Annotated in this window: 18 protein-coding genes, 1 pseudogene and 1 riboswitch; of the genes and pseudogenes, 12 read left to right on the forward strand and 7 right to left on the reverse strand. The window is 72.8% G+C overall.

The window, feature by feature from the left end:
* The first annotated feature begins 251 nt into the window (after positions 1 to 251).
* Together hutH and hutU are read left to right on the forward strand one after the other, a co-directional pair.
* Positions 252 to 1,832 carry a histidine ammonia-lyase gene (gene hutH / locus Q0R63_RS13510; protein ID WP_295698133.1) on the forward strand — a complete coding sequence of 527 codons (1,581 nt, stop codon included), beginning with the start codon at positions 252 to 254 and terminating at the stop codon, positions 1,830 to 1,832.
* 146 nt (positions 1,833 to 1,978) lie between these two features.
* A complete protein-coding gene (hutU, locus tag Q0R63_RS13515; protein WP_295698136.1) occupies positions 1,979 to 3,661 on the forward strand; it encodes a urocanate hydratase in 1,683 nt (560 codons plus the stop codon).
* Positions 3,662 to 3,709: 48 nt separating this feature from the next.
* Here hutU and Q0R63_RS13520 read toward each other — a convergent pair whose 3' ends face one another.
* Positions 3,710 to 4,201, reverse strand: a complete 492-nt coding sequence (locus tag Q0R63_RS13520) for an aminoacyl-tRNA deacylase (RefSeq protein ID WP_295698138.1) — start codon at positions 4,199 to 4,201, stop codon at positions 3,710 to 3,712.
* A gap of 23 nt (positions 4,202 to 4,224) precedes the next feature.
* On the opposite strand from Q0R63_RS13520, the gene Q0R63_RS13525 reads away from it, so the two are divergent.
* Genes Q0R63_RS13525 through Q0R63_RS13540 form a run of 4 tightly spaced genes read left to right on the forward strand, consistent with a single transcriptional unit; the run spans position 4,225 to position 8,738 of the window.
* The gene (locus Q0R63_RS13525; RefSeq protein WP_295698142.1) at positions 4,225 to 5,520 is read left to right on the forward strand and encodes an allantoate amidohydrolase; all 1,296 of its coding nucleotides are present in this window, start codon (positions 4,225 to 4,227) and stop codon (positions 5,518 to 5,520) included.
* Complete coding sequence (locus Q0R63_RS13530) at positions 5,517 to 6,845, forward strand: formimidoylglutamate deiminase (RefSeq protein ID WP_295698144.1); 1,329 nt, start codon at positions 5,517 to 5,519, stop codon at positions 6,843 to 6,845. Before Q0R63_RS13525 ends, Q0R63_RS13530 begins: the two co-directional genes overlap by 4 nt.
* A gap of 7 nt (positions 6,846 to 6,852) precedes the next feature.
* Entirely contained in the window at positions 6,853 to 8,136 is a 1,284-nt protein-coding gene (hutI, locus tag Q0R63_RS13535) for an imidazolonepropionase (protein WP_295698146.1), read from the forward strand.
* 11 nt (positions 8,137 to 8,147) lie between these two features.
* Positions 8,148 to 8,738, forward strand: coding sequence for a HutD family protein (locus Q0R63_RS13540; protein WP_295698148.1), 591 nt, complete (start codon positions 8,148 to 8,150; stop codon positions 8,736 to 8,738).
* 10 nt (positions 8,739 to 8,748) lie between these two features.
* Here Q0R63_RS13540 and Q0R63_RS13545 read toward each other — a convergent pair whose 3' ends face one another.
* Positions 8,749 to 9,057: a DUF4235 domain-containing protein gene (locus Q0R63_RS13545; protein WP_295698150.1), complete on the reverse strand. Its 309-nt coding sequence runs from the start codon at positions 9,055 to 9,057 to the stop codon at positions 8,749 to 8,751.
* 151 nt (positions 9,058 to 9,208) lie between these two features.
* Positions 9,209 to 9,315: riboswitch (TPP riboswitch) on the forward strand.
* An 87-nt stretch (positions 9,316 to 9,402) separates the two neighbouring features.
* Between Q0R63_RS13545 and Q0R63_RS13550 the strand changes: the two genes are divergently transcribed.
* The 5 genes from Q0R63_RS13550 (at position 9,403) to Q0R63_RS13570 (ending at position 16,062) form a co-directional block, all read left to right on the forward strand.
* Positions 9,403 to 10,047, forward strand: a complete 645-nt coding sequence (locus Q0R63_RS13550) for an ECF transporter S component (protein WP_295698151.1) — start codon at positions 9,403 to 9,405, stop codon at positions 10,045 to 10,047.
* Between the two features lie 43 nt (positions 10,048 to 10,090).
* Positions 10,091 to 12,325, forward strand: a complete 2,235-nt coding sequence (locus Q0R63_RS13555; protein WP_295698153.1) for an ATP-binding cassette domain-containing protein — start codon at positions 10,091 to 10,093, stop codon at positions 12,323 to 12,325.
* Positions 12,326 to 12,448: 123 nt separating this feature from the next.
* Positions 12,449 to 13,057 (forward strand): histidine phosphatase family protein, encoded by a 609-nt coding sequence (locus Q0R63_RS13560; RefSeq protein WP_295698155.1) that lies wholly within the window; start codon positions 12,449 to 12,451, stop codon positions 13,055 to 13,057.
* Between the two features lie 147 nt (positions 13,058 to 13,204).
* Entirely contained in the window at positions 13,205 to 14,788 is a 1,584-nt protein-coding gene (gene mptB / locus Q0R63_RS13565; protein ID WP_295698158.1) for a polyprenol phosphomannose-dependent alpha 1,6 mannosyltransferase MptB, read from the forward strand.
* Positions 14,789 to 14,832: 44 nt separating this feature from the next.
* Positions 14,833 to 16,062, forward strand: a complete 1,230-nt coding sequence (locus Q0R63_RS13570) for a pyridoxal phosphate-dependent aminotransferase (protein WP_295698161.1) — start codon at positions 14,833 to 14,835, stop codon at positions 16,060 to 16,062.
* A gap of 118 nt (positions 16,063 to 16,180) precedes the next feature.
* Here Q0R63_RS13570 and Q0R63_RS13575 read toward each other — a convergent pair whose 3' ends face one another.
* The gene (locus Q0R63_RS13575) at positions 16,181 to 17,056 is read right to left on the reverse strand and encodes an NmrA family NAD(P)-binding protein (protein WP_295698164.1); all 876 of its coding nucleotides are present in this window, start codon (positions 17,054 to 17,056) and stop codon (positions 16,181 to 16,183) included.
* A 142-nt stretch (positions 17,057 to 17,198) separates the two neighbouring features.
* Here Q0R63_RS13575 and Q0R63_RS13580 point away from each other — a divergent pair, with 142 nt between their 5' ends.
* Entirely contained in the window at positions 17,199 to 17,564 is a 366-nt protein-coding gene (locus Q0R63_RS13580) for a helix-turn-helix domain-containing protein (protein ID WP_295698168.1), read from the forward strand.
* Positions 17,565 to 17,686: 122 nt separating this feature from the next.
* On the opposite strand, the gene Q0R63_RS13585 is transcribed toward Q0R63_RS13580, so the two are convergent.
* The 4 genes and pseudogenes from Q0R63_RS13585 to Q0R63_RS13600 all read right to left on the reverse strand — a co-directional run.
* Positions 17,687 to 18,214, reverse strand: a complete 528-nt coding sequence (locus Q0R63_RS13585; protein WP_295698170.1) for a hypothetical protein — start codon at positions 18,212 to 18,214, stop codon at positions 17,687 to 17,689.
* Between the two features lie 915 nt (positions 18,215 to 19,129).
* Positions 19,130 to 20,848 (reverse strand): glycosyltransferase 87 family protein, encoded by a 1,719-nt coding sequence (locus tag Q0R63_RS13590; RefSeq protein ID WP_295698173.1) that lies wholly within the window; start codon positions 20,846 to 20,848, stop codon positions 19,130 to 19,132.
* 101 nt (positions 20,849 to 20,949) lie between these two features.
* Positions 20,950 to 22,329 (reverse strand): MFS transporter, encoded by a 1,380-nt coding sequence (locus Q0R63_RS13595; protein WP_295698176.1) that lies wholly within the window; start codon positions 22,327 to 22,329, stop codon positions 20,950 to 20,952.
* Positions 22,330 to 22,362: 33 nt separating this feature from the next.
* A pseudogene (locus Q0R63_RS13600) lies at positions 22,363 to 22,801 on the reverse strand (hypothetical protein); the annotation flags it as partial.

Genomic DNA, 22,801 nt, shown 5'->3' on the forward strand with positions numbered 1-22,801 from the left:
CGCGACCGGGCGCGACGCCGCCGACACGGCCTTCGTGACCACGAGCGGGCCCGAGGCCATCCTCAACTGGCTCGAGGTCAGTGTCGTCGTGGACGTGCTCCCGCTCGACGACTGGCGGAGTGTCGTCCAGCTGGGCTGATCGTCGTCGCACGGCGCCGGACTGGAGGATCCCCGCCACACGTCTCGGATCCGAGACACATTCGGGTGCCGCAACCTGTCCTGAGGCGTCCCGGAAGCCGTCCAATGGATCCATGACGCAGACGAACCTCGCTCCGACCCAGGCGCACCCCGACGTGGCCCCGGTCGCCGTCGGGGTCGGACCCCTCTCGATCGAGGACGTCGTCGCGGTGGCCCGCCACGGCGCGCCGGTCGTCCTCGTCCCGGAGGCCCTGGACGGCATCCGCGCCAGCCGGCTCGTCATCGAGGCCCTCGCCCACGACGTCGTACCGCACTACGGCGTCTCGACCGGCTTCGGTGCCCTCGCCACCAAGCACATCCCGACCGAGCTGCGCGCCCAGCTGCAGCGGAGCCTCGTCCGCTCCCACGCCGCCGGCTCCGGCCCCGAGGTCGAGCGCGAGGTCGTCCGCTCGCTCATGCTCCTGCGCCTGTCGACGCTCGCGACGGGGCGCACCGGCGTCCGGGCCGAGGTGGCGGAGACGTATGCCGCGATGCTCAACGCAGGCATCACGCCGGTCGTCCACGAGTACGGCTCGCTGGGCTGCTCCGGCGACCTGGCGCCACTCTCCCACTGCGCCCTCGCGGCGATGGGTGAGGGGCCGGTCCGGACCCGGGACGGCGAGCTCACCGATGCGGCGACGGCGTTGCACGACAACGGGATCGCGCCTCTGGTGCTCGCCGAGAAGGAGGGCTTGGCCCTGATCAACGGCACCGACGGGATGCTCGGGATGCTCGTCCTCGCCATCCACGACCTGCGTCGCCTCCTCACGACCGCCGACATCACCGCCTCGATGAGCGTCGAGGGACTGCTCGGCACCGACGACCCCTTCGCCGCGGACCTCCAAGCCCTGCGGCCCCACCCCGGGCAGGGCGCCGCCGCGGCCAATATGCGGATCCTGATGCGCGACAGCGGGATCCGTGAGTCGCACCGGACGGAGGACTGCACCCGCGTGCAGGACGCCTACTCGCTGCGCTGCGCCCCACAGGTCGCCGGGGGTGCTCGCGACACCCTCGACCACGCCGCCCGGGTGGCCGGCTGGGAGCTCGCCGCCGCGATCGACAACCCCGTCGTGACCCTCGACGGTCGCGTCGAGTCCAACGGCAACTTCCACGGCGCTCCGGTCGCCTACGTCCTCGACTTCCTCTCCATCGTCGCCGCCGATGTCGCGAGCATGTCCGAGCGGCGCACCGACCGGTTCCTCGACCAGGCGCGCAGCCACGGGCTGCCGCCGTTCCTCGCCGACGACCCGGGCGTCGACTCCGGCCACATGATCGCGCAGTACACCTCGGCCGCCATCGTCTCCGAGATGAAACGCCTCGCTGCCCCGGCCAGCATCGACTCGATCCCGAGCAGCGCCATGCAGGAGGACCACGTCTCGATGGGCTGGTCGTCCGCCCGCAAGCTGCGCCGGTCGGTCGACGGCCTCACCCGCGTCCTCGCGGTCGAGCTGCTGACGGCCGCCCGCGGCATACAGCTGCGGGCGCCGTTGACCCCGGCCCCGGCCACCGGCGCTGTTGTCGACGCCCTGCGGACCACGACCCCCGGCCCGGGTCCGGACCGCTTCCTCGCCCCCGAGATCGAGGCCGCCGTAGCCTTCGTCGCCTCCGGGTCGGCCGTTACCGCCGCCGAGTCCGTGACCGGCCCGCTCGCCTGACCCGTTTGCCCCCGTTTGGCCCCCGCATGCCCCCGACCCTTTATCGGGTCACCCGATAAAGGGACGCTTCGCCCCAGAACCGTTCTCGCCGAAACCGCCCCTCCATCGGGTCACCCGATAAAGGGCACGACCCCCAGGAGTTCCCCATGGAAGGTGCTCGCCCCGTCCGTGCCGCCCGCGGCACGCGGCTGACCGCCAAGTCGTGGGCCACCGAGGCCCCGTTGCGGATGCTGATGAACAACCTCGACCCCGAGGTCGCCGAGCGGCCCGACGACCTCGTCGTCTACGGCGGCACCGGTCGCGCGGCGCGCAGCTGGCACGCGTTCGACGCGATCGTCGCCTCGTTGCGCGACCTCGAGGCCGACGAGACGCTGCTCGTCCAGTCGGGCAAGCCGGTCGGCATCTTCCGCACCCACGAGTGGGCGCCGCGCGTGCTCATCGCCAACAGCAACCTCGTCGGGGACTGGGCCACCTGGCCGGAGTTCCGGCGGCTCGAGGCCGAGGGACTGACCATGTACGGCCAGATGACCGCCGGCTCGTGGATCTACATCGGCACCCAGGGCATCCTGCAGGGCACCTTCGAGACCTTCGCCGCCATCGCGACGAAGCTCGCCGCCCGCCGCGGCGAGCTCGGTGACGAGGTCGCCACCCTCGCGGGCACCCTCACGGTGACGGCCGGCTGCGGCGGCATGGGCGGCGCGCAGCCCCTCGCCGTCACCCTCAACGGCGGGGTCTGCCTCATCATCGACGTCGACCGCAGCCACCTCGAACGGCGTGCCGGGAAGCGTTACCTCGACGTCGTCGCCGACGACCTCGACGACGCGCTCGCCCAGGTCCTCGCCGCCAAGGAGGAGAGGCGGGCGCTCTCCGTCGGGGTCGTCGGCAACGCGGCCGAGGTGCTCCCTGAGCTGCTGCGCCGTGGGATCCCCGTCGACATCGTCACCGACCAGACCAGCGCGCACGACCCGCTGTCCTACCTCCCCGAGGGCATCGAGCCCGACGAGTGGCACGACTACGCCGAGAAGAAGCCCGAGGAGTTCACCGACCGCGCCCGCGAGTCGATGGCTCATCACGTGGCCGCGATGGTCGAGTTCATGGACCGGGGCGCCGAGGTCTTCGACTACGGCAACTCGATCCGCGACGAGGCCCGGCAGGGCGGCTACGAGCGGGCCTTCGACTTCCCGGGCTTCGTCCCGGCCTACATCCGCCCGCTGTTCTGCGAGGGGATGGGCCCGTTCCGCTGGGTCGCGCTCTCCGGCGACCCCCACGACATCGAGGTGACCGACGCCGCCCTCAAGGAGCTCTTCCCGGACGACGCCCACCTGCACCGCTGGCTCGACGCGGCCGCCGAGCACGTCGAGTTCGAGGGGCTGCCCGCGCGGATCTGCTGGCTCGGCTACGGCGACCGGGCCAAGGCCGGGCTGCTGTTCAACCGGCTCGTCGCCGAGGGCAAGGTCTCGGCGCCCATCGTCATCGGCCGCGACCACCTCGACTCCGGCTCCGTCGCCTCCCCCTATCGCGAGACCGAGTCGATGGCCGACGGGTCAGACGCGATCGCCGACTGGCCGCTGCTCAACGCCCTCATCAACACCAGCTCCGGTGCCACCTGGGTCTCCATCCACCACGGCGGCGGGGTGGGCATCGGCCGCTCGATCCACGCGGGTCAGGTGTCGGTCGCCGATGGCACCGACCTGGCGGCGCAGAAGCTCGAGCGGCTCCTGACCAACGACCCCGGCATGGGCGTCATCCGGCACGTCGACGCGGGCTACGACCGCGCCGTCGAGGTCGCGCACGAGCGGGGGGTCCGGATCCCGATGCAGGAGGTCTGACCCCGGATGGCGTTCTGCGCCAACGGGTCAGCCGTGACGAGTGGCCGCTCAGCCGTCGCCGGTCTCGTCGTCCGCGATGTCGGCGACCTGCGCCTCCAGCACCCGCACGACGTCGTCACCGCTCACCGTGATCGAGACGCCGTGCGCACCGGCGCCGAGGCTGATCGTGCGCCCGAGGACGGTCGTGTCCGCGACGACCGGCCACGGGTGGACCGAGCCGAAGGGCGTGATCGTGCCCCGCTCGTAGCCGGTGACCTCCCGGGCCACCGTCGCGTCCGGCATCGACAGCCGGCTGGTGCCCAGCAGCGCTCGCAGCTTGGGCCAGCTGAACTGCCGGCCCCCGGGCACCAGCACGAAGACGTAGTCGTCGTCCGACCGTCGCACCACCAGCGTCTTGATGATGTCCTCGGGCCGCACCCCACGCGCCGCGGCCGCCTCCGCCAGGCTGGAGACCCGCCCGTGGCGCGCCACGGCATACGGGATCCCGTATGCCGCGACCGCGGCGAGCGCCCTCGCCTCACCCTCGGATGGTTCGTCCACGTCCGACAGCCTAGGTTGGCAGCATGAGCACCAACCGCGACACCGTCGTCGCGTCGTACGACCGGATGTGGGCCGACCTCGAGCCCGTGGGCCGCGACGACCGCACGGGCGGCTATCGCCGGTTCGCGTGGACGCGGGAGGACACGCTGCTCCGGGAGTGGTTCGCGGCACAGGCGGCTGATCGCGGGCTCGACCTCGTCGAGGACCGCGCCGGCAACCAGTGGGCGTGGTGGGGCGACCCGGACTCGGTGAACGCGGACGGCACGACCGGAGGGGTCGCGATCGGGTCGCACCTCGACTCCGTCCCCGACGGGGGCGCCTACGACGGACCGCTCGGAGTCGTCTCCGCGTTTGCCGCCGTGGACGCCCTGCGCGCCACGCGGTTCGTGCCCAGTCGACCACTTGCCGTCGTCAACTTCGGTGACGAGGAGGGCGCGCGATTCGGCATCGCCTGCGCCGGCTCCCGCCTCATCACCGGTGCGCTCCCGGCCGAGCGCGCGCTCGGCCTGCGCGACGCCGACGGCGTGACGATGGCCGAGTCGATGACGAGTGCCGGTCGCGACCCACGCCGCCTCGGGCCCGACCACGAGACCTTGCGCCGCGTCCACACCTTCGTCGAGCTCCACGTCGAGCAGGGCCGCGCACTGGCCGACCCCGACGCCTACGAACAAGCCGGAGCAGCCGTCGCCGTGGGCTCCGACATCTGGCCCCACGGCCGCTGGCGCCTCGACGTGCCCGGCACCGCCAACCACGCGGGCACGACCCGGCTCGTGGACCGCGACGACGCGATGCTCGGTTACGCGGCCATGGTGCTCGCCGCCAGACGGGTCGCCGCAGCCCACAGCTGCGTCGCGACGATGGGCAAGATCCGCGTCGAACCCAATGGTGTCAACGCCATTGCCTCCCACGTCACGGGCTGGCTGGACGTCCGCGGCGCCGACGAGGACGCCGTCCGCGCTGCCGTGGCCGACCTCACCACCGAGGCCGTCCAGGACCGCGCGACGCTGGTCGAGGAGTCCTGGACCGGCACCACCCGCTTCGACCCGCGACTGGTCGAGCGGCTCGCCGCCGCAGTCGGCGACGGCAACAGACAAGACATCCCGGTCCTCGGCACCGGCGCCGGTCACGATGCCGGCATCCTCGCGGCCCACGGCATACCGGTGGCAATGCTGTTCGTACGCAACCCTACTGGCGTCTCCCACTCCCCGGCCGAGCACGCCGAGCGCGACGACTGCCTCGCCGGCGTCGCCGCCCTGACCCGCGTCCTCGCCGACCTCGCCGAGACCGCCCCCACCGCCCTCACCGGGACCACCCGATGACCGTCTACTACGCGGAGCACGCCTGGCTCCCCAGGGGACCGGCGACCTCCGTGCGCCTCACCGTCGAAGGCGGCCGCTTCACCGCCATCGAGCTGCACAGCCACCTGCACCACGACGACGTCCCCCTGCCCGGGGTCGTCCTGCCCGGCCTGGCCAATACCCACAGCCACGCCTTCCACCGGGCGCTGCGCGGGCGCACCCAGGGCGGTCACGGCAACTTCTGGACCTGGCGCGAGGCAATGTACTCCGTTGCGCAGCGGCTCTCCCCGGACAGCTACCTCGCGCTCGCCCGCGCCACCTACGCCGAGATGGCCCTCGCGGGGACGACCGTCGTGGGTGAGTTCCACTACCTCCACCACACCCCTGTCGGGCGGCCCTACGCCGACCCCAACGTCATGGGCGAGGCTCTCGTGCAGGCCGCTGCCGATGCCGGGATCCGGCTCACGCTACTGGACACCTGCTACCTCGCGGGCGGCCTCACCGGCGAGGGGCACGTGCCGCTGGACGATCGCCAGCGACGGTTCAGCGACGGGTCCGTCGAGGCGTGGGCGACGCGCGCGGCGGCCCGGACACCCCACCCGGGGTTGCGTCTCGGCGCCGCGATCCACTCGGTCCGCGCCGTCCCCCGCGACGACCTCGCCGCCATCGCCGCGCGGGTCGGCGAGCAGCCGCTGCACATCCACCTGTCGGAGCAGCCGGGCGAGAACGTCGCGGCGTCGGTCTACTACGGCCGCACCCCGACCGAGCTGCTCGCCGACACCGGGCTCCTCCGCCCCACCCTGACCGCCGTCCACGCCACCCACCTCACGGACGTCGACATCGCTCTCCTCGGCGACGCGGAGGCGCAGGTCTCGTTCTGCCCGACGACCGAGCGCGACCTCGCCGACGGCATCGGCCCGGCCCGCCACCTCGCCGACGCGGGGGTCTCGATCAGCCTCGGCTCCGACCAGCACGCCGTCATCGACCCCTTCGAGGAGATGCGCGGACTCGAGATGCACGAGCGCCTCCTCAGCGGCGAGCGCGGCCGCTTCAGCCCCGACGAGCTCGTCGAGGCGGCCACCGCAGCCGGCTACCGCAGCCTCGGGTGGGAGGACGGCGGCGCCCTGGCCGTCGGACACCTCGCCGACCTGGTCGCCGTCCGCGACGACACGGTGCGCACCGTCGGGGTGCGCGCCGGCCAGATCCCGTATGCGGCGACCGCCGCCGACGTCGACACCGTCATCGTCGGAGGCGTCGTCGTCGTCGAACGCGGCGAGCACGTCCGGCTCGGGTCGATCGGGCCCCTCCTGCGCGACGCCTTCGACATCCTCCGGGACGAGAGGTGAGCCGCCGATGAGCCTCCTGGTCACCGGGATCGGCGAGCTCTCCACCCTCGACGACACCCTCGACGGCGCCGACCACACCGACGGTCTCGGGCTCCTCCACGACGCCGCCCTCGTGGTCGACGACCACGACAAGATCGCGTGGCTCGGGCCCGCCGCCCACGCCCCCGCCGCCGACCGCCGCATCGACCTCGACGGTCGCGCCGTCGTCCCTGCGTTCGTCGACAGCCACACCCATCTCGTCTTCGCCGGCGACCGCGGGCCGGAGTTCGCCGCCCGGATGACCGGCGCGGCATACGACGGCGGGGGGATCGCCACCACCGTCAGTGCCACCCGCGCGGCCACCGACGACGAGCTGCGCGGCCTGCTGCGGTCGCGGGTGGCCGAGATGCGCGCCCAGGGGACCGGGGTCGTCGAGATCAAGTCCGGTTACGGCCTCGACGTCGAGGCCGAGACCCGGCTGCTGCGACTGGCCGCCGAGGTCACCGACGAGGTGACCTTCCTCGGCGCCCACGTGGTCCCGCCGGCCTACCGAGAGCGGTCGGACGGGCCAGCCCGCCGCGATGACTACGTCGCCCTCGTCACCGGCCCGATGCTCGACGCCGCCCGCGAGCACGCCCGCTGGATCGACGTGTTCTGCGAACCGCACAGCCCCTACGCCTTCACCGCGGATGAGGCGCGGGTCGTCCTGCAGGCCGGACGGGCCGCCGGGCTCGGGCTGCGCGTCCACGGCAACCAGCTCGGCCCCGGGCCGGCGGTCCGCCTCGCGGTCGAGCTCGGCGCCGCCAGCGTCGACCACTGCACCCACCTGACCGACGCCGACGTCGACGCCCTCGCCGACGCGGCCGAGACCACCGTCGCCACCCTGCTGCCGGGGGTCGAGTTCTCCACCCGCTCGCCCTATCCCGACGCCCGACACCTCCTCGATGCCGGTGTGGCCGTGGCCCTCGCGACCGACTGCAACCCCGGCACCTGCTACTCCTCGTCGATGCCCCTCGTCATCGCGCTCGCGGTCCGAGAGATGGGGATGACCCCGGCCGAGGCCCTGCACGCGGCGACACGGGGCGCGGCGCGGTCGCTGCGTCGCCCGGACCTCGGTCGCCTCGTCGTGGGAGGGCCGGCCCTTCTCACGACCCTGGATGCCCCATCGCACCTGCACCTGGCATATCGTCCTGGAGTGCCCCTCGCCCGACTTCTCGACCTCGAGACCATCGGCGCCGCGCTCGACCGTCACCTCTCCACCTCCCGCTCGACGCCACGCTCGGCCCTGCACCCGTCGACATCGCGCACGTGAAGGGCCACACCATGACCCAGGACCGCCTAGGCCTCGTCCGATTCAGCGAGCGCCCGCCCACCCCCTGGCGCAACGGCCACGGCTCGACCCGTGAGATGGCCAAACGCCTGCTCGGGGGCACCGGGCCCGACTTCGTGTGGCGCCTCAGCATCGGGGAGGTCAGGGAGGACTCCGAGTTCTCGAGCTTCCCCGGGGTCGAGCGGAGCGCCACCCTGATCTGGGGGGAGGGCCTCACCCTCGACGTCGACGGGACCCAGCAGGTGATGAAGCCGTTCCGACCCTTCTCGTTCCCCGGCGCGGCCAGGACCCTGGCCCACCCGATCGGCGGGCCGGTCCGGGTCCTCAACGTCATGACCAAGGTCAACCGGATGTCCGCCGGCATCACCATCGTCGACCTCGACGACGGCAAGCCCGTGAGCATCGCGGGGGCGACCTGCCTCGTCCAGCTCACCGGAGGGTCCACCGCCCACTCGGGTGACGGTGCGTCGGCGGAGCTGCTCCCCCTCGACATCCTCACGCCGCGCCCCCGGGTGCGGCTCATCGCCGGCACGGGGCTCGTCGCCGTCGTGCGGATGGAGAACTACCGGGCCTACCGCGACTGACGCGGACCGATCACTTCCGACCTGCCTTGTCCGCCTCGGCCCTGAGCTTCTCCATCGCCTTGGGCAGGTGCCCCGACGTGCGCTGGTAGTACTGAGCAGCCTTGCGCTGGGCGGCAACCCGCGCCGCCTGGACGACGAAACCGGTGATCGCCGCGAAGAGCATGGCCTCCTTCCAGGACACCTCGTCGGTGTTGAGGGGGTCGCTCGGCGCGGGCTTGCCGGAGAAGAGGTTCCATCCCTTGCTGACGACCTGGTTCGCCACCGTGCCGGCGAGCACGGCCGCACCGGTGCCGAGGACCTTCCATGCCAACGGACCCATGAGATCCTCCTTCGCGTCGTGGCCGGCGCAGCCGAGTGCCAGACGGCCCCGGCGACACCTGCTCGTGTCCCACTCGTACCCAGTCTCGTGCCCAGTCCCACCGGGTCCTACCGGACAGGACTCTTCCACGCCGGAGGGGGTAAAGTCATCTCACGAACGACAGGGGAGCGCCCTCAAGCGCTGAGAGTGCGGGACCAACCGCAGACCCTCGAACCTGCTCCGGTTAGCACCGGCGAAGGGAGTCGGGAAATCTCAGGCGAGCTCCCGACACACGTGACCCGTGTGTCGGGCGCCCGCTTCCCCGAGGAATCCACCAGGACCCTTGGGACAGAAGGAAAACCACACATGAGCACGACCTCCAAGGCGGCCGCCCGCGGTCGCACCATCCTCGCCACCCGCCCGCTCGCCGCGTGGCGCACCATCGACCTGCTGACCTGCGCCTTCCTCGGCGTGGCGTTCGGCGTCGCCTACTGGGCCTGGAACCTCGCCTACCAGGCCCCCAACACGGCCCTGTCGGCGATCTTCCCCCCGCTCGCCGGCATCACCGGAGCGCCCTGGCTGATGGCCGGGGTCGTCGGGGGCCTGGTCATCCGCCGCCCCGGCGCCGCCCTGTTCACCGAGCTCGTCGCGGCCAGCATCGAGGCGCTCATCGGCAGCAGCTGGGGCCTGTCGACCCTCGTCTCCGGTGGCCTGCAGGGCCTGGGTGCCGAGATCGCCTTCGCGATCCTCGGGTATGCCGCGTTCGGCCTCGGAGCGGCGCTCCTCGCCGGCGCCCTGTCGGCGCCGCTCGAAGCCGTCTACGAGTGGTACGCCTACTGGACCGACTGGGGCTGGGGCTTCAAGGTCGCCTACCTGTTCATCCTCACCGCCTCGGGGGCGGTCATCGCCGGCGGCGTCGGTTGGCTCCTCACGCGGGGCCTGGCAAGGGCCGGCGCCCTGGGCGCGTTCCCGCCCGGGCAGGAGATCCGCGAGGCCAAGACTGCTGTCTGACCGGCCGCCCGGAGCAGCGTCCGAGGGGCGGGACGCCGCGCCCGTGACTCACCGCGGGGCGTCGGTCGAGGTCGACCACCTCAGCTGGCGCCCCTACGGCCGCCGGACCCCGGTCCTCGACGACGTCTCGCTCTCCGTCGTACCCGGCGAGCGCGTGCTGCTCGTCGGCGCCAGCGGCTCCGGCAAGTCGACGCTCCTGCGGGCCGTCGCGGGGCTCCTGCTCACCGCGGACTCCGGCGACCTCGAGGGCGAGGTCCGGGTCGACGGCCGCGACCCGCAGTCGGTCGCCGGGCTCGTGGGGCTCGTCCTCCAGGACCCGGGCGCCGGTGTCGTCGCAGCGACCCTGCGGCGTGATGTCGCCTTCGGGCTGGAGAACCTCGGTATGCCGCCGGCCGACATGCTCGCGCCTGTTGCCGCGGCGTTGCGCGACGTCCGCCTGGACCTCCCTCCGGGGACCTCACCGACCACCCTGTCCGGTGGGGAGCAGCAGCGGCTCGCCCTCGCCGGCGCCCTCGCGATGTCCCCCCGAGTGCTCCTGCTCGACGAACCGTTGGCCATGCTCGACCCGGAGACCGCGACCTCGGTGCGCGCCGTCGTGTCCGAGGTCGTCGCCCGTCGGGGGCTGACGCTCGTGGTCGTCGAGCACCGGCTCGGTCCGTGGGTCGAGCACGTCGACCGGCTCGTGGTCCTCGGGGACGGGGGTCTGCCCGTAGCCGACGGGCCTCCCGCCGAGGTGCTCGGTCGGCAGGGCAGATCGCTTGCGGCGCAGGGGATCTGGGTCCCCGGCATACCGGGTCCGGAGCCGACCGACCTGCCGATCTCCTGGGCGGCACCGTCGGTCCCTCGGGGCTCGGCCGTCGCCTCGGCCCGGAGGGTGACCGTGCGCCTCACGTCCCGCGGGCTCAACGCGCCGCCCCGGACGACCCTCGCGGTCGTCGACGCCGACCTCGACCTGCGCGGTGGCCAGCTCACGGCGCTCGTCGGGCCGAGCGGGGCGGGGAAGTCCTCCCTTATGGCTGCGGTGGGGGGGCTCCTCGCGCCCACGGACGGGGAGGTGCGGTGGGCCGGCGGCAGCACGCCGCCGCACGCGCTCGCCCCCGTCGAGCTCGCGCGGCAGGTGGCGTGGGTCCCGCAGCGGGCCGCGAGCACCCTCGTCCGGCGGACCGTCCGCGAGGAGGTCCTCGCGACCTCGCTCGCCACCGGCGTCGACCCCACGGTCGCCGCGGCAAGGACGGATGTGCTCCTCGACCGGCTCGGCCTCAGCGACCACGGAGGCTCAGACCCGCGCCACCTCTCCGGCGGAGAGCAGCGCCGTCTGGCGGTCGCCGCCGCAGTCGTCCACCAGCCGGCACTGGTCCTGGCCGACGAACCCACCGTGGGGCAGGACCGGCTCACCTGGGCCGCGGTGGTCGGGATCCTCGAGTCGCTGCGCGGCGCCGGCTCGGCCGTGCTCGTGACGACCCACGACGACGGCGTGCGCTCGCGGGCGGATGTCGTCCACGTGCTCGAGCGCCCGGGTCCTGCCCCCGGTATGCCGCTGTCACCTGTCCGGCGCTCGCTCGCCGCCCGCTGCGGCCCGCTCTCCCTGCTGCTCGTCGGGCTGCTCGTGCTCCCCCTGCCGGCCCTGCTCGACTCCTGGCGACAGGCCCTGGCCGTCATCGCCACCGAGCTGCTGCTCGCCGTCGTCGCACTGTGGGCACCAGGCCCCGGGACCCGTCCCCGAGGGCGAGCCCGACGGCTCCTCGGTCGCCTCGTCGGTCCCTTCTTCGCGGTGCTGGCCGTCGCCTGGTCGACGTGGCTCCTCGGTGGCCGGGACGTCGAGGTGGCCGCGCAGGCGGGCCTGCGGGTCCTCGGGCTCGTACTGCCCTCTGCCGTCGCGCTCCCCTTCATCGACCCCGACGCGCTCGGTGACCACCTCGCCCAGCGGCTCCACCTCCCCGCGCGACCCGTCGTCGCGTTCTCCGCTGCGCTGCAACGGTTCCAGGCCTTCGGCGACCTCTGGGCCGAGCTCGCGCTCGCCCGCCGGGTCCGGGGGGTGGGCGGCGGTCGATCACCGGTGGCACGGGCCCGCGAGGTCGGTGCCACGACCTTCGGGCTTGTGGTCGGCGTCCTCGGTCAGGCGGCGACGCTGGCCCTGGCTATGGACGCCCGCGGTTTCGCCGGCGCCCGACGGCGCACCTGGGCCGGCCGCGCGACATGGACCCGCTGGGACACCGCCGCGGTGGGCCTCGGCCTCTTGCCGACCGTCGTCGCCCTGCTCACGCGCGGCCACCGGTAGACGGCCGGGGACGCCCGACCGGCACGAGTCCGGTTGGTGCCCCCGATCGGGCCCGGAACCGGGCTCCTGCCGGTCGACCGTCCCGTGCTCCCTCCCCGTGCCGCGCTCCGTACGCTCGGTCCCGTGCGCCTCCTCCTCATCCGCCATGGCCAGACCTCCGCGAACGTCGGCCGCCTCCTCGACACCGCCGTGCCCGGCGCCGACCTCACCGACGAGGGACGCCTCCAGGCGCAGGACCTCGTCGGGAAGCTCGAGCAGCAGCCGCTCGAGGCGATCTACGTCTCCGATCTCGTGCGCACCCACCAGACCGCTGCCCCCCTCGCAGCGGCCCGCGGACTCGTCCCGGTGATCCGTCCCGGGCTGCGGGAGATCCAGGCGGGCGACTTCGAGATGGCGCCGGACGACGCGTCGTGGGAGGCCTACCTGGCGGTGCTCTACCGGTGGGCCGCCGGTGAGCCGGAGGCGCGGATCCCCCATGGCGAGAACGGTGTCGAGGTGATGACCCGGTATGACGCCGTGGTTGCCGAGATCGCCGCGACCCACGAGCGCGCGGCGATCGTCAGCCACGGCGCGGTGATCCGGGCCTGGTCGGGCGCCCGGGCGAGGAACATCGACCCGCAGTTCGTCGCCGACACCCGGCTCGGCAACACGGCCGTCGTCGTCCTCGACGGCACGCCGGCCGCCGGCTGGGTCGTCCGCACCTGGGCGGACACCGCGCCGCCCAGCATCTGACCCACTGCCCGATCTCCCCACCCCGCCCCCACCCCGAGGGGGTTGACGCTGCGTCAACCCCCCCGGGGGGCGCGCGCGGTCGGGGCCGAGGCGTCTGCCCACCTCCCCCACCTAGACTGCCCCCCAATCCGTTCGATGAGGTGATTCGTGGATCGCACCGTGCCACCGTGGCTCGACCGGCTCCGGCCGTCCCGCCGGCAGCGGCCCGCCGCCACCTGGCGGTGGGTCGGTCTCGTCGGCGGCATCGTCCTCGCCACCGCGTCGTGGTTCTGCGCGGCGACGCCGAAGGAGTTCCCGAGCGTCTGGCCCGGCCTCGAGATCTGGCGCGCGACCGCCACCGGCTCACCGCTCGCGGCGACCTTCACGGTGCTGGCGATGGCCGCGATCACCTACTCCTGGTGGGCGATCCGTGACCTCGACGTCACGGTCCGCTGGCTGCAGACCACGACCGCACTGTGGTTCGGGCCCCTCCTGCTCAGCGCGAGCCTCTACAGCCGCGACATCTACTCGTATGCCGCGCAGGGCCTCATGCTCCAGGTCGGCCTCGACCCCTACCAGCAGGGCGTGCAGGACCTCCAGTCGTCGTGGGCGTTGTCGGTGTCCAGCGTGTGGCTGGACACGATCGCCCCGTACGGCCCGCTGTTCCTCGTCCTCGCGCGCGGCGCCGTCGCGCTCTCCGGCGGCCACCAGCTCGTCGCCCTCGCGCTGCTCCGGCTGCTCGCCGTCCTCGGCGTGGCGGTCATGGTCTGGGCCGTCCCTGCCGCGGCGCGACGGCTCGGGGTCGACCCGGTGCGGGCCACCTGGCTGGGGGTGATGACGCCCATCGTCGGCACCCACCTCGTGTCGGGCGCCCACAACGACGCGCTGATGATCGCGGGCATGCTCGCGGCCGTGGCCTTCTCGCTGGCCCACCGGCATCTGCTCGCCCTGCTGGCGGTCGCCTTCGCGATGACGATCAAGGCGCCGGCCTTCGTCCTCGTCCCGTTCCTCGCGCTGCTGTGGGCGGTCGACCACGAGGGCGACCATCCGCTGACGTGGCTGCACGTCATCCGCCGCAGCCTCGTCGCCGGAGTCGCGGCCCTCGTCGCCTTCATCGCCCTCAGTCTCTCGACCGGGCTCGGTTTCGCGTGGCTGCCGGCGCTCGGGACCCCCGGCAAGAGCAACCAGTGGACCTCGGTCTCGACGTCGTACGGCACGCTCATCGGTTTCGTCGGCGACCGCTTCGGCGTCGACATCACGGATACGGCTACGTCGATCTCGCGCGGGGTCGCGCTCGGCGTGCTGGCCGTCCTGCTCGTCGTGATCTGGCTGTATGCCGTGCAGCACAGCCACGACCGCCGGCTGGTCTGCCAGGCGGCCGGCCTCGCGGTGCTGGCGGTCGTCGTCCTGTCGCCGGCGTTCCACGGCTGGTACCTCCTCTGGGCGCTGCCGCTGCTCGCCGCGACCACGACCTCCCGCCGGGGCATGACCGTGGTCGGACTGGTCGCCGCGCTGCTCGCGTTCGCCGTGCTGCCGGGCGGCTACGGCCTGGCCCTCACGACGACCTGGGTGGGCGTCCCGCTGATCATCACGCTGTCCATCGTGTTCGGGACCCGCGGCGTCCGGGAGCTGATGCGCTACCCGTGGCGCCAGCTCGCCACGCTCCGGCCGGCGCCCGAGACCGCGCCCGAAACGGCACCCGAAACGGCACCCGGGACGACACCCGGGACGGAGCTCGTGCCCGACAGGTGAGAACCCCCGCCGACCTCCACCGCGGTGGATGGGAGGCTGGTCGCATGCGTCGGATCGTCCAGAGCCAGAAGCTGCAGGGTGTGCGTTACGACGTGCGCGGACCGATCCTCCAGGAGGCCCAGCGGCTCGAGGCCGAGGGGCACAAGATCCTCAAGCTCAACATCGGCAACACCGCGCCGTTCGGCTTCGAGGCGCCGACCGCGATCGTCGCGGACATGATGCACAACCTGCCCGAGGCCCAGGGCTACAGCGACTCGCGCGGCATCTACTCCGCCCGGACGGCGGTCGCGCAGTACTACCAGTCCAGGGGCCTCACCGAGACGCTCGTCGACGACGTCTTCATCGGCAACGGTGTGTCCGAGCTGATCTCGATGGTGCTCACCGCCTTCGTGGACGACGGCAACGAGGTCCTGATCCCGGCGCCCGACTACCCCCTCTGGACCGGGGCGGTCACCCTGGCGGGCGGCGCGGCGGTGCACTACCGCTGCGACGAGGAGCGCGGGTGGGACCCCGACCTGGAGGACGTCGAGGCGAAGATCACCGAGCGCACCCACGCCATCGTGATCATCAACCCCAACAACCCGACCGGCGCCGTCTACAGCCTCGAGACCCTGCGCGGGCTCGTCGACATCGCCCGCCGCCACCAGCTCGTCGTGATGGCCGACGAGATCTACGAGAAGATCATCTTCGACGACGCCGTGCACCACCACGCCGCGAGCGTCGCGGGTGACGACGTGCTGTGCCTGACCTTCAGCGGTCTCTCGAAGGCCTACCGGGTCTGCGGCTATCGCGCCGGGTGGGTGATGATCTCCGGGCCGACGCACCTCGCCGAGGACTTCCTCGAGGGCCTCACCCTGCTCGCCAACATGCGGATGTGCGCCAACGTCCCCGGCCAGCACGCCATCCAGACCGCCCTGGGCGGCTACCAGTCGATCACCGAGCTGATCGTCCCGGGGGGGAGGTTCTACGAGCAGAACACGCTGGCTGCGCACCTGCTCAACGAGATCCCCGGGGTGTCGTGCGTCGCGCCGCGCGGGGCCCTCTACTGCTTCCCGCGACTCGATCCGGAGATGTATCCGATCATCGACGACCAGCGCTTCGTCATCGAGCTGTTGCGGGCCAAGAAGCTGCTCGTGACGCACGGCACCGGCTTCAACTGGTTCGCGCCCGACCACTTCCGGCTCGTGACGCTGCCCGACGTCGACGTGCTCACCGAGGCCGTCGGTCGGATCGCCGACTTCCTCGACGGCTACCGCCAGGACCCCACCGCCTGACCGGGCGCGCGGCATACCTCGCCACCAAACCTCCCCACTTGTTGCTTCCGGATGGCCCGAGATCGGGGTGTGGAGCCCACATTCGGGCCATCGCGGAGCAACAAGCGGGGGTTTCGGGCTACGCGAGGGGGCGCAGACCGTCGACGAGGGACGTCGTGGGGTGGCCGATGAGGCGGGCCAGGGCACCGGTCCGGATCGCGAGGTCGCCGCGGTCCGTTGCCGCGTCGATGGCGACGACGAAGGCCGCCGTGTCGGCGTCGAGACCGACCTGGATCAACGTCGCGGTCTGCTCCTGCGGCGTGACCCGGGCGACGGTGACAGGTGACCCGATCAGCTCGGTGACCGCGGCGGCGAGGTCCTCCTGGGTCCAGGCGACGTCGCCGCTCAGCTCGTAGACGTCGTCGAGCTCGGCGACCGGCGTCGTGAGGACGACGGCCGCCGCCTGCGCGTAGTCGGCGCGGGTGGCGCTGGCGACCCGGCCCTCGTGGACGCTGGTGAGCACGACGCCGGTATGCCGCGCGGTGTCGACGGTGGAGACATAGTTCTCGTGGTACCAGCCGTTGCGCAGCAGCGTCGCCGGGACGCCGATCACCGCGAGGTGGGCCTCGGTGTCGCGGTGGTCCGGGGCGACGGGCAGCGTGGACGACGTGGCGCCGAGGACGCTCGTGTAGGTGATGTGCCCGACGCCGGCCGCGACGGCAGCGTCGATGACCGTGGCGTGCTGCTTGGCGCGCTGGCCCACGTCGCTGCCCGAGATGAGGAGCAGGCGGTCGACCCCGGCGAGGGCGGCCTCCATCGCGACGCCGTCCTCGTAGGAGGCGACACGCACGGTGACGCCGCGCTCGGCGAGGTCGGCCGCCTTCGCGGGATCACGCACGACGGCGACGACGACGGCGGCGGACTCGAGACCGCGCTCGGTGCCGAGGCGCTCGAGCAGGGCGTCGACGACGAGGCGGCCGAGCTGGCCGGTGGCGGCGGTGAGGGCGACGGTCATGGTGTGCTCCTGATGAGAAGAAGAGTCGGTGTGGGGCGGATCAGGCTCACCGTACCCTCACCACGAGTTAGTGCCAACTATTTGATAGTGCTTTCCAAGTGATAGCCTGAAGGCGGCCACCAACAGAGATGAGGCGACAGGCATGGGAAATCATCGCGAGCACCCCGGCTTCGACGTCTTCAGTCCCCGCTGCCCGTCCCGCCAGACCCTCGAGAACGTCACCGGCCGCTGGGGCTCGCTGACCCTGGCCGCGCTGGCCGACGGGCCGCTGCGCTTCGGAGCGTTACGACGCCGGATCGAGGGGGTCAGCGAGAAGATGCTGTCGCAGACCCTCAAGGCCCTCGAGGCCGACGGGCTGGTCAGCCGCACCGACCACGCGACGTCGCCGCCCCGGGTCGACTACGCCCTGACCGCCCCCGGTGAGCAGGTCGCGGCGGCCGTCGTCGCCCTCATCTCCGCGCTGTATGCCGTGCTGCCCGACGTCCTGTCGGCAGAGTCCTCGGCCTGACGCCGGCCTGACGCCGGCCTGACACCGGCCTGACGCCGGCCTGACGCCGGCCTGACGCCGGCACGACGCCGGGACGACGCCGGCACGACGCTGTGGCACCGTCACCGGCACCGCGGGTGCGTTCAGGCGCCCGAGTTGCGTGCGGCGGTCATGACGACGACCACGAACACGATGATGGCGATGACGGCGAGGATCAGGAAGATGGTCCCGATGATGCCGAGGACCTTCGCGGCCACGGCGAGATTACGGTTCCGGTAGCTGATGCCGCCCGTGCGGTTCTCGTAGGTGATTCCGACCGAGGGGCCCATCTCCTTGATCGCCTTGCTGGCCATGATCCACGCGACGGGTCCGAGGAACGCGAAACCGACGACCGACAGGATGCCGAGGATGAAGGCGATGGTCGCGCCCTGGTGGTCGCGGGGGACGTCTGCGCCCCCCACCCCGTAGGCCGGCATCGCGGCCCCGGGCGGGCCGGCGTACGCGCCAGGGGTGGGGGGTCCGGCCGGGCCACCGACACCGTAGGCGGGCATCGGTGTGCCGGGCGAAGCGGCATACGGTCCAGGGGTGCTGGGGCCGCCAGTTGCCTGGTCGGCTCCCTCCGCACCGGCCGACGACGGGACCTGCGACGGGTGATCCTGGGACGCGCTCATCGCCCCACGCTAATGGACGGCTCCGCCGGGCCGGGTCGAAACGCGTCGGAACCTCGGGGACCCGGGCGTGGTCTGATGGCGGTACCCCGCACTCGCCGCTCCCCGAGGACCAGCTCTCCCGATGCCGACCGACGCCCCGCCCTGGGTCCCTCTCTCGACGCCCGCACAGCCGACGTCCGAGTTCTTCGACCCCCTGGAGGCCCGGACCGCCGGTCTCGCGCGCGTGCAGCACGACCTCGAGGGCCTGCTGGCGATCGCAGTGCCGGGGCTCGGGACGGTGGGCCAGTTCGTGACCGGTGCCTGGGCCTGGTGCCCCAACGGACCCGAGCTGCCCCGGGCCGTGATGCTCGCCTGGGGTCTCAGTCTTCCTCCGGCGCCGGGGATCGGGAAGGCGGTCGACGCGCTGCTGGACGGGCTCGAGCCCACCGCGGCGACGGTGCCGCAACCGCAGTGGGGGGCGCCGGCGGAGGGGCGGGCGGGGGAGAGCGTGTGGTCGGCCGACCTCGCCCACCCGCTGGAGCGGCCGGGACAGGTCGTCGTCGAGGCGCCGAGCGGGACCGTCCTCACGATGTGGCGACGGGGTTGGCCGGTGGACCTGGGGGGCACCATCACGGTCCTCGCGCCGGGGTGGGATCCGCGGGGGCGACTGCCGGAGGTCCTCGCGCAGGCGGAGGTCGCCCGGACCCGTCCGGTCTCCCTGCCGTCGGCCGGGAGTGCCGCGCTCGACGATCTTCGGCGGAGGCTCGGGGGACGTGACTGGCCGTCTGCCGCGACCGGCGCCGACCCGGGACGGTTCGCGGAGCTGGCGCAGCTGCCCGCCGACCGGGTGCACCCTCGGGCTGCCGGAGTGTTCCGGCTGGCTCCGGTCGTCGGCGACTGGTGGCCGCCGGCGGCGGAACGAACCAGGCCGACACCTCAGGCCACCACGTCCTCGACGCGGACCCGCAGTCGAAGCCGCGGCAACGCGGGGAAGGCGTCCCGTCGTCGGCCTCGACGAGGCGGCAGGGGGCTTCCGGTCCTCATCCGTCCCCGTTCCGGCCCACCGGCGACATCGTTCAGCCCGACCAGCACACCCACCCGGTCGCGAGCAGTGATCCCGACCCTCTTCGCGGCCACGTTCGTCGCCTTCGCCATCGCGTTGACGTTCACGATCTCCATCGCCGCCGGCCGCATCGCGCCGGACGCCGGAGCGGTGCTCACGGTTTTCGCGCTCGGCCTGGTGCTCGGACCCATCCTCACCATCGCCGGGATCGTGAACCTGGCGCGCCACCGCCCACGCATCGTCGTCGGCCGGTGGTTGCTGGGGGTCGGGTTCGCCGGCATCGAGCTGTTCTTCGCGCTATGGCTCATCGGGCAGCAGGCCGGCGAGAAGGTCTTCTGACCTAACCGCCTGGTTGCCGCCTGCCTCGCCCCGGGGGCTGGTCGAGCACCCCGCGAACGGCAGCGCCAGGCGTCGTATGCCGCCCACACGACGAGCGCGCACGCGGCCCAGGCATAAGCGTCCCCGACGAGGTGCTGCCACCACGTCCAGGCCAGCTCGCGGTCGTTGCCGTTGGGGAGGAAGCGGTAGGGCCCGACGACGAAGACCACGAGCGTGACGGCGACGGCGGCCCAGCACCGCGCCGAACGGCCCGCACGCGCACGACGGACGAGCCAGATCAGGGCGGGCACGCTCCAGACGAAGTGGTGGTTCCAGGAGATGGGGGACACCAGGAGGCCGGCCGCAGCCGTGACCAGGAGAGCGCCGAGGTCGTCGCCCCGACGGTGCAGCGCCAGGACGCCCGCGACCGAGCAGACCAGGACGACCACGACCGCAACGACCCAGAGGAGCTGCCCCACCGTGGGCTCGGGGCCGAGACGGAAGATCACCCCCCGCAGCGACTGGTTGGCGGCGAAGTGCACCGACCCCACCCGCTCGGAGTTGAGCACGACCGAGAACCAGTAGGTCGCGCTGTCCCGTGGGAGGACCAGCGCCCCGACCCCGGTCGCCAGCAGGAACGTGCCGACGGTCCACCCCATCGCCCGCCAGTCCCGGCGGCAGAGGAAGAAGAGGAGGAAGGCCAGCGGGGTCAGCTTGACCGCGGCGCACAGCCCGATGAGCAGCCCCCGTGGCCACGGCGTGCGCGGGAGCAGGGCGTCCGCGGCGACGAGCACCATCAGGACGAGGTTGATCTGGCCGAAGTAGAAGCTCGAGACGACGGGTTCGAAGGCCGCCGAGACCGCCAGGACGACGAGGACGACCGAAGCCGGGCGGCTCCTTCCGGCGGGCGTCGCGGTGGCCGACCAGCCACTCCCCCAGGCCAATCGGGTGGTGACGGCGACGGCGAGCAGCCCGAGTGCGGTCATCGCCGCGAGCGCCACCCCCATCGGCAGGGCCGCGAGGACGCTGAAGGGCAGCAGCCCGAAGGGCGGGTAGGTGAACGGCAGTCCCTGCCCGAGGCCGAAGGGATATCCCGGCCCGTAGACCGGCATACCGTGGCGCCACACCGAGGCTGCGGTCCGGTAGACGCCCAGGTCGACGGCGCCCGAGTCGTGCAGGGCGAACCACACGGCGACGCCCCAGGCCGCGACGACGAGCGCGGCGAGGAGGACGAGCACCCTCCTGTCGCGGGCTCCCGCAGCGTGACCCCTCACGTCTGCTCCCCCGTCGTCGTCGTAGCCACCTGCACATGACCGGCGTCTCGATCCGGAAGGCTACCAACCCGGCGCGAGCGGAGCGGGCCGTCAGGTGCGGATCAGGCGACGGTGCAGACGGCCCGCCGCGCGCCGGCGAGGCCGAGGAGGGCGAGCACGACGGCCGCCGACGTGACGACCTCGAACCCGAGTCGGCCGGAGGTGCCGAGGACGGCGAGCACCGCCCCGGCGCCCGCGTAGAAGAGCGCGCTGGCCATGCTCGCCGCCATCTGCCCACCGGCGTTGTGCCGTCCCTGGTTCGTGTCGTCCGAGACGGTCATCGTCAGGACCGAGAGCGTCGACGACGTGAGGCCGATGCCGAGGCCGGCCACGCCCCAGCCGGCGAGTCCGAACCCGATCGGCAGGCTCGTCCAGACGAGCAGGCTCGCTCCGGCGAGCCCCAGGGAAAGGGCACCAAAACCCATGTGCAGCAACAGCCCTGGGTGCTCGGCCAGCCGCGACGCGATCGCCGATCCCAGGCTCCACATCACGCCCGTGACGCTGAGGCTGATCCCGGCCACCGTCGGTGGCTGGTGGTGGAGGGTGGTGAGGATCAGCGGCAGGAAGCCGCCGATCCCGAGGAACGCGGCGCTGAGCAGACCGCGGAGGGCGATGATGCCGCCGATGCCGCACGAGGCGCGCAGCGACCCGACGGGCAGGAGCACCCGGGCGGCAGCCACGACGGCGACACCCCCTGCGACGACGAGCCCGGCGACCAGCGCACGCGGCATACTCCCCTCGGCGGCGAGGTTGAGCACGACGAGCCCGGCGGCGCCGACGACGGCCCACGGCAGGATCCGGCGGAGTCGTCCGCCGTCCGTCACCGCCGCCTCGTCGTCACGGCGGTCGAGGTCGGGCGTCGCCATCGCGGGTCGCAGGAGCACCCAGGTCGGCGCGAGGAGGACGACGGCGCCGAGGAACACCCACCGCCAGCCGACCGTCTCCGCCACGACGCCCGAGAGGATCGGCCCGACGACAGAGGGAAGGATCCAGGCCGCCGCGAACAACGCCATCACCCGCGGACGCAGCGTGGGGTCGAGCGCCCGGGCGACCAGGACCATGAGGGAGATGTCGAGCATCCCCTCGGCCAGTCCGCTCAGCAGCCGGCCGGCGACGACGGAGCCCAGACCCGTCGCCGTGCCGACCAGGATCTGAGCCCCGAGGAAGAGGACCGCGCCGATCCGCAGGGTGGGCACTGGCCCGCTGCGGTCGCACCACCAGCCCGAGACGGCGAGCGCGACCAGATAGGTCGCGAGTGGCGCCGCCATGACCAGCCCGAACCCCTGCAGGGCGCCCAGCTCGCCCAGCATCGTCGGCAGCACCGTGCTGACCGCCCTGTTCTCGATCGCCCCGAGAGTGACCAGGGCGACCGCACCGACCACCAGCGGGCCGGTGTCCCGAGACAGGAGGTGCGGTGGGGTCAGGGCGGCGGTCGAGGTCATGGGTCGACCCTGCACCCTCAAGCGGACTTCAGGTCAAGCTCCGTTCGGAGTGAAGCGCAGCGTGAAGGTGAGGTCGGCAGCGGTCAGCCGCTCCGGCTCGAGCCGGTATGCCGGGAGCACGCCGGGCCCGCAGGCAGCTGTGCCGATGCCGTGCTGCCGGTGGTCGAGGGTGAGGTGGGTGAGCCCGTCACGGTGGAGGTCGTAGGTGTGGTCGGCGGCAGCCAGGACCGCGGTCGACCAGGGTCGGGCGGCGAACGAGAAGGTCTCGTCACCCGTCACGACGATCGAGCGGCCGGCGTCGTCGGACAGGGTGAGCGAGCCGGTGACGACACGGGAGCCGTTCTCCTGCGGGCGGACGTAGGGCACCTGGAGCTCGTCGACCGAGGACGTCCACCAGCCGAGCCGGGCGCCACTGCCGGTGTCCGGATACCGTTGTCCCGGGCCGTAACCCGACCAGGCGACACGCGTCGGT

It is taken from the genome of Lapillicoccus sp., from assembly GCF_025353065.1.
Taxonomy (GTDB): Bacteria; Actinomycetota; Actinomycetes; order Actinomycetales; family Dermatophilaceae; genus Lapillicoccus.

Coding starts and splice junctions, on each gene's coding strand:
- hutH (WP_295698133.1), top strand. CDS start 252: ATGACGCAGACGAACCTCGCTCCGACCCAGGCGCACCCCGACGTGGCC.
- hutU (WP_295698136.1), top strand. CDS start 1,979: ATGGAAGGTGCTCGCCCCGTCCGTGCCGCCCGCGGCACGCGGCTGACC.
- Q0R63_RS13525 (WP_295698142.1), top strand. CDS start 4,225: ATGAGCACCAACCGCGACACCGTCGTCGCGTCGTACGACCGGATGTGG.
- Q0R63_RS13530 (WP_295698144.1), top strand. CDS start 5,517: ATGACCGTCTACTACGCGGAGCACGCCTGGCTCCCCAGGGGACCGGCG.
- hutI (WP_295698146.1), top strand. CDS start 6,853: ATGAGCCTCCTGGTCACCGGGATCGGCGAGCTCTCCACCCTCGACGAC.
- Q0R63_RS13540 (WP_295698148.1), top strand. CDS start 8,148: ATGACCCAGGACCGCCTAGGCCTCGTCCGATTCAGCGAGCGCCCGCCC.
- Q0R63_RS13545 (WP_295698150.1), bottom strand. CDS start 9,057: ATGGGTCCGTTGGCATGGAAGGTCCTCGGCACCGGTGCGGCCGTGCTC.
- Q0R63_RS13550 (WP_295698151.1), top strand. CDS start 9,403: ATGAGCACGACCTCCAAGGCGGCCGCCCGCGGTCGCACCATCCTCGCC.
- Q0R63_RS13570 (WP_295698161.1), top strand. CDS start 14,833: ATGCGTCGGATCGTCCAGAGCCAGAAGCTGCAGGGTGTGCGTTACGAC.
- Q0R63_RS13575 (WP_295698164.1), bottom strand. CDS start 17,056: ATGACCGTCGCCCTCACCGCCGCCACCGGCCAGCTCGGCCGCCTCGTC.
- Q0R63_RS13580 (WP_295698168.1), top strand. CDS start 17,199: ATGGGAAATCATCGCGAGCACCCCGGCTTCGACGTCTTCAGTCCCCGC.
- Q0R63_RS13585 (WP_295698170.1), bottom strand. CDS start 18,214: ATGAGCGCGTCCCAGGATCACCCGTCGCAGGTCCCGTCGTCGGCCGGT.
- Q0R63_RS13595 (WP_295698176.1), bottom strand. CDS start 22,329: ATGACCTCGACCGCCGCCCTGACCCCACCGCACCTCCTGTCTCGGGAC.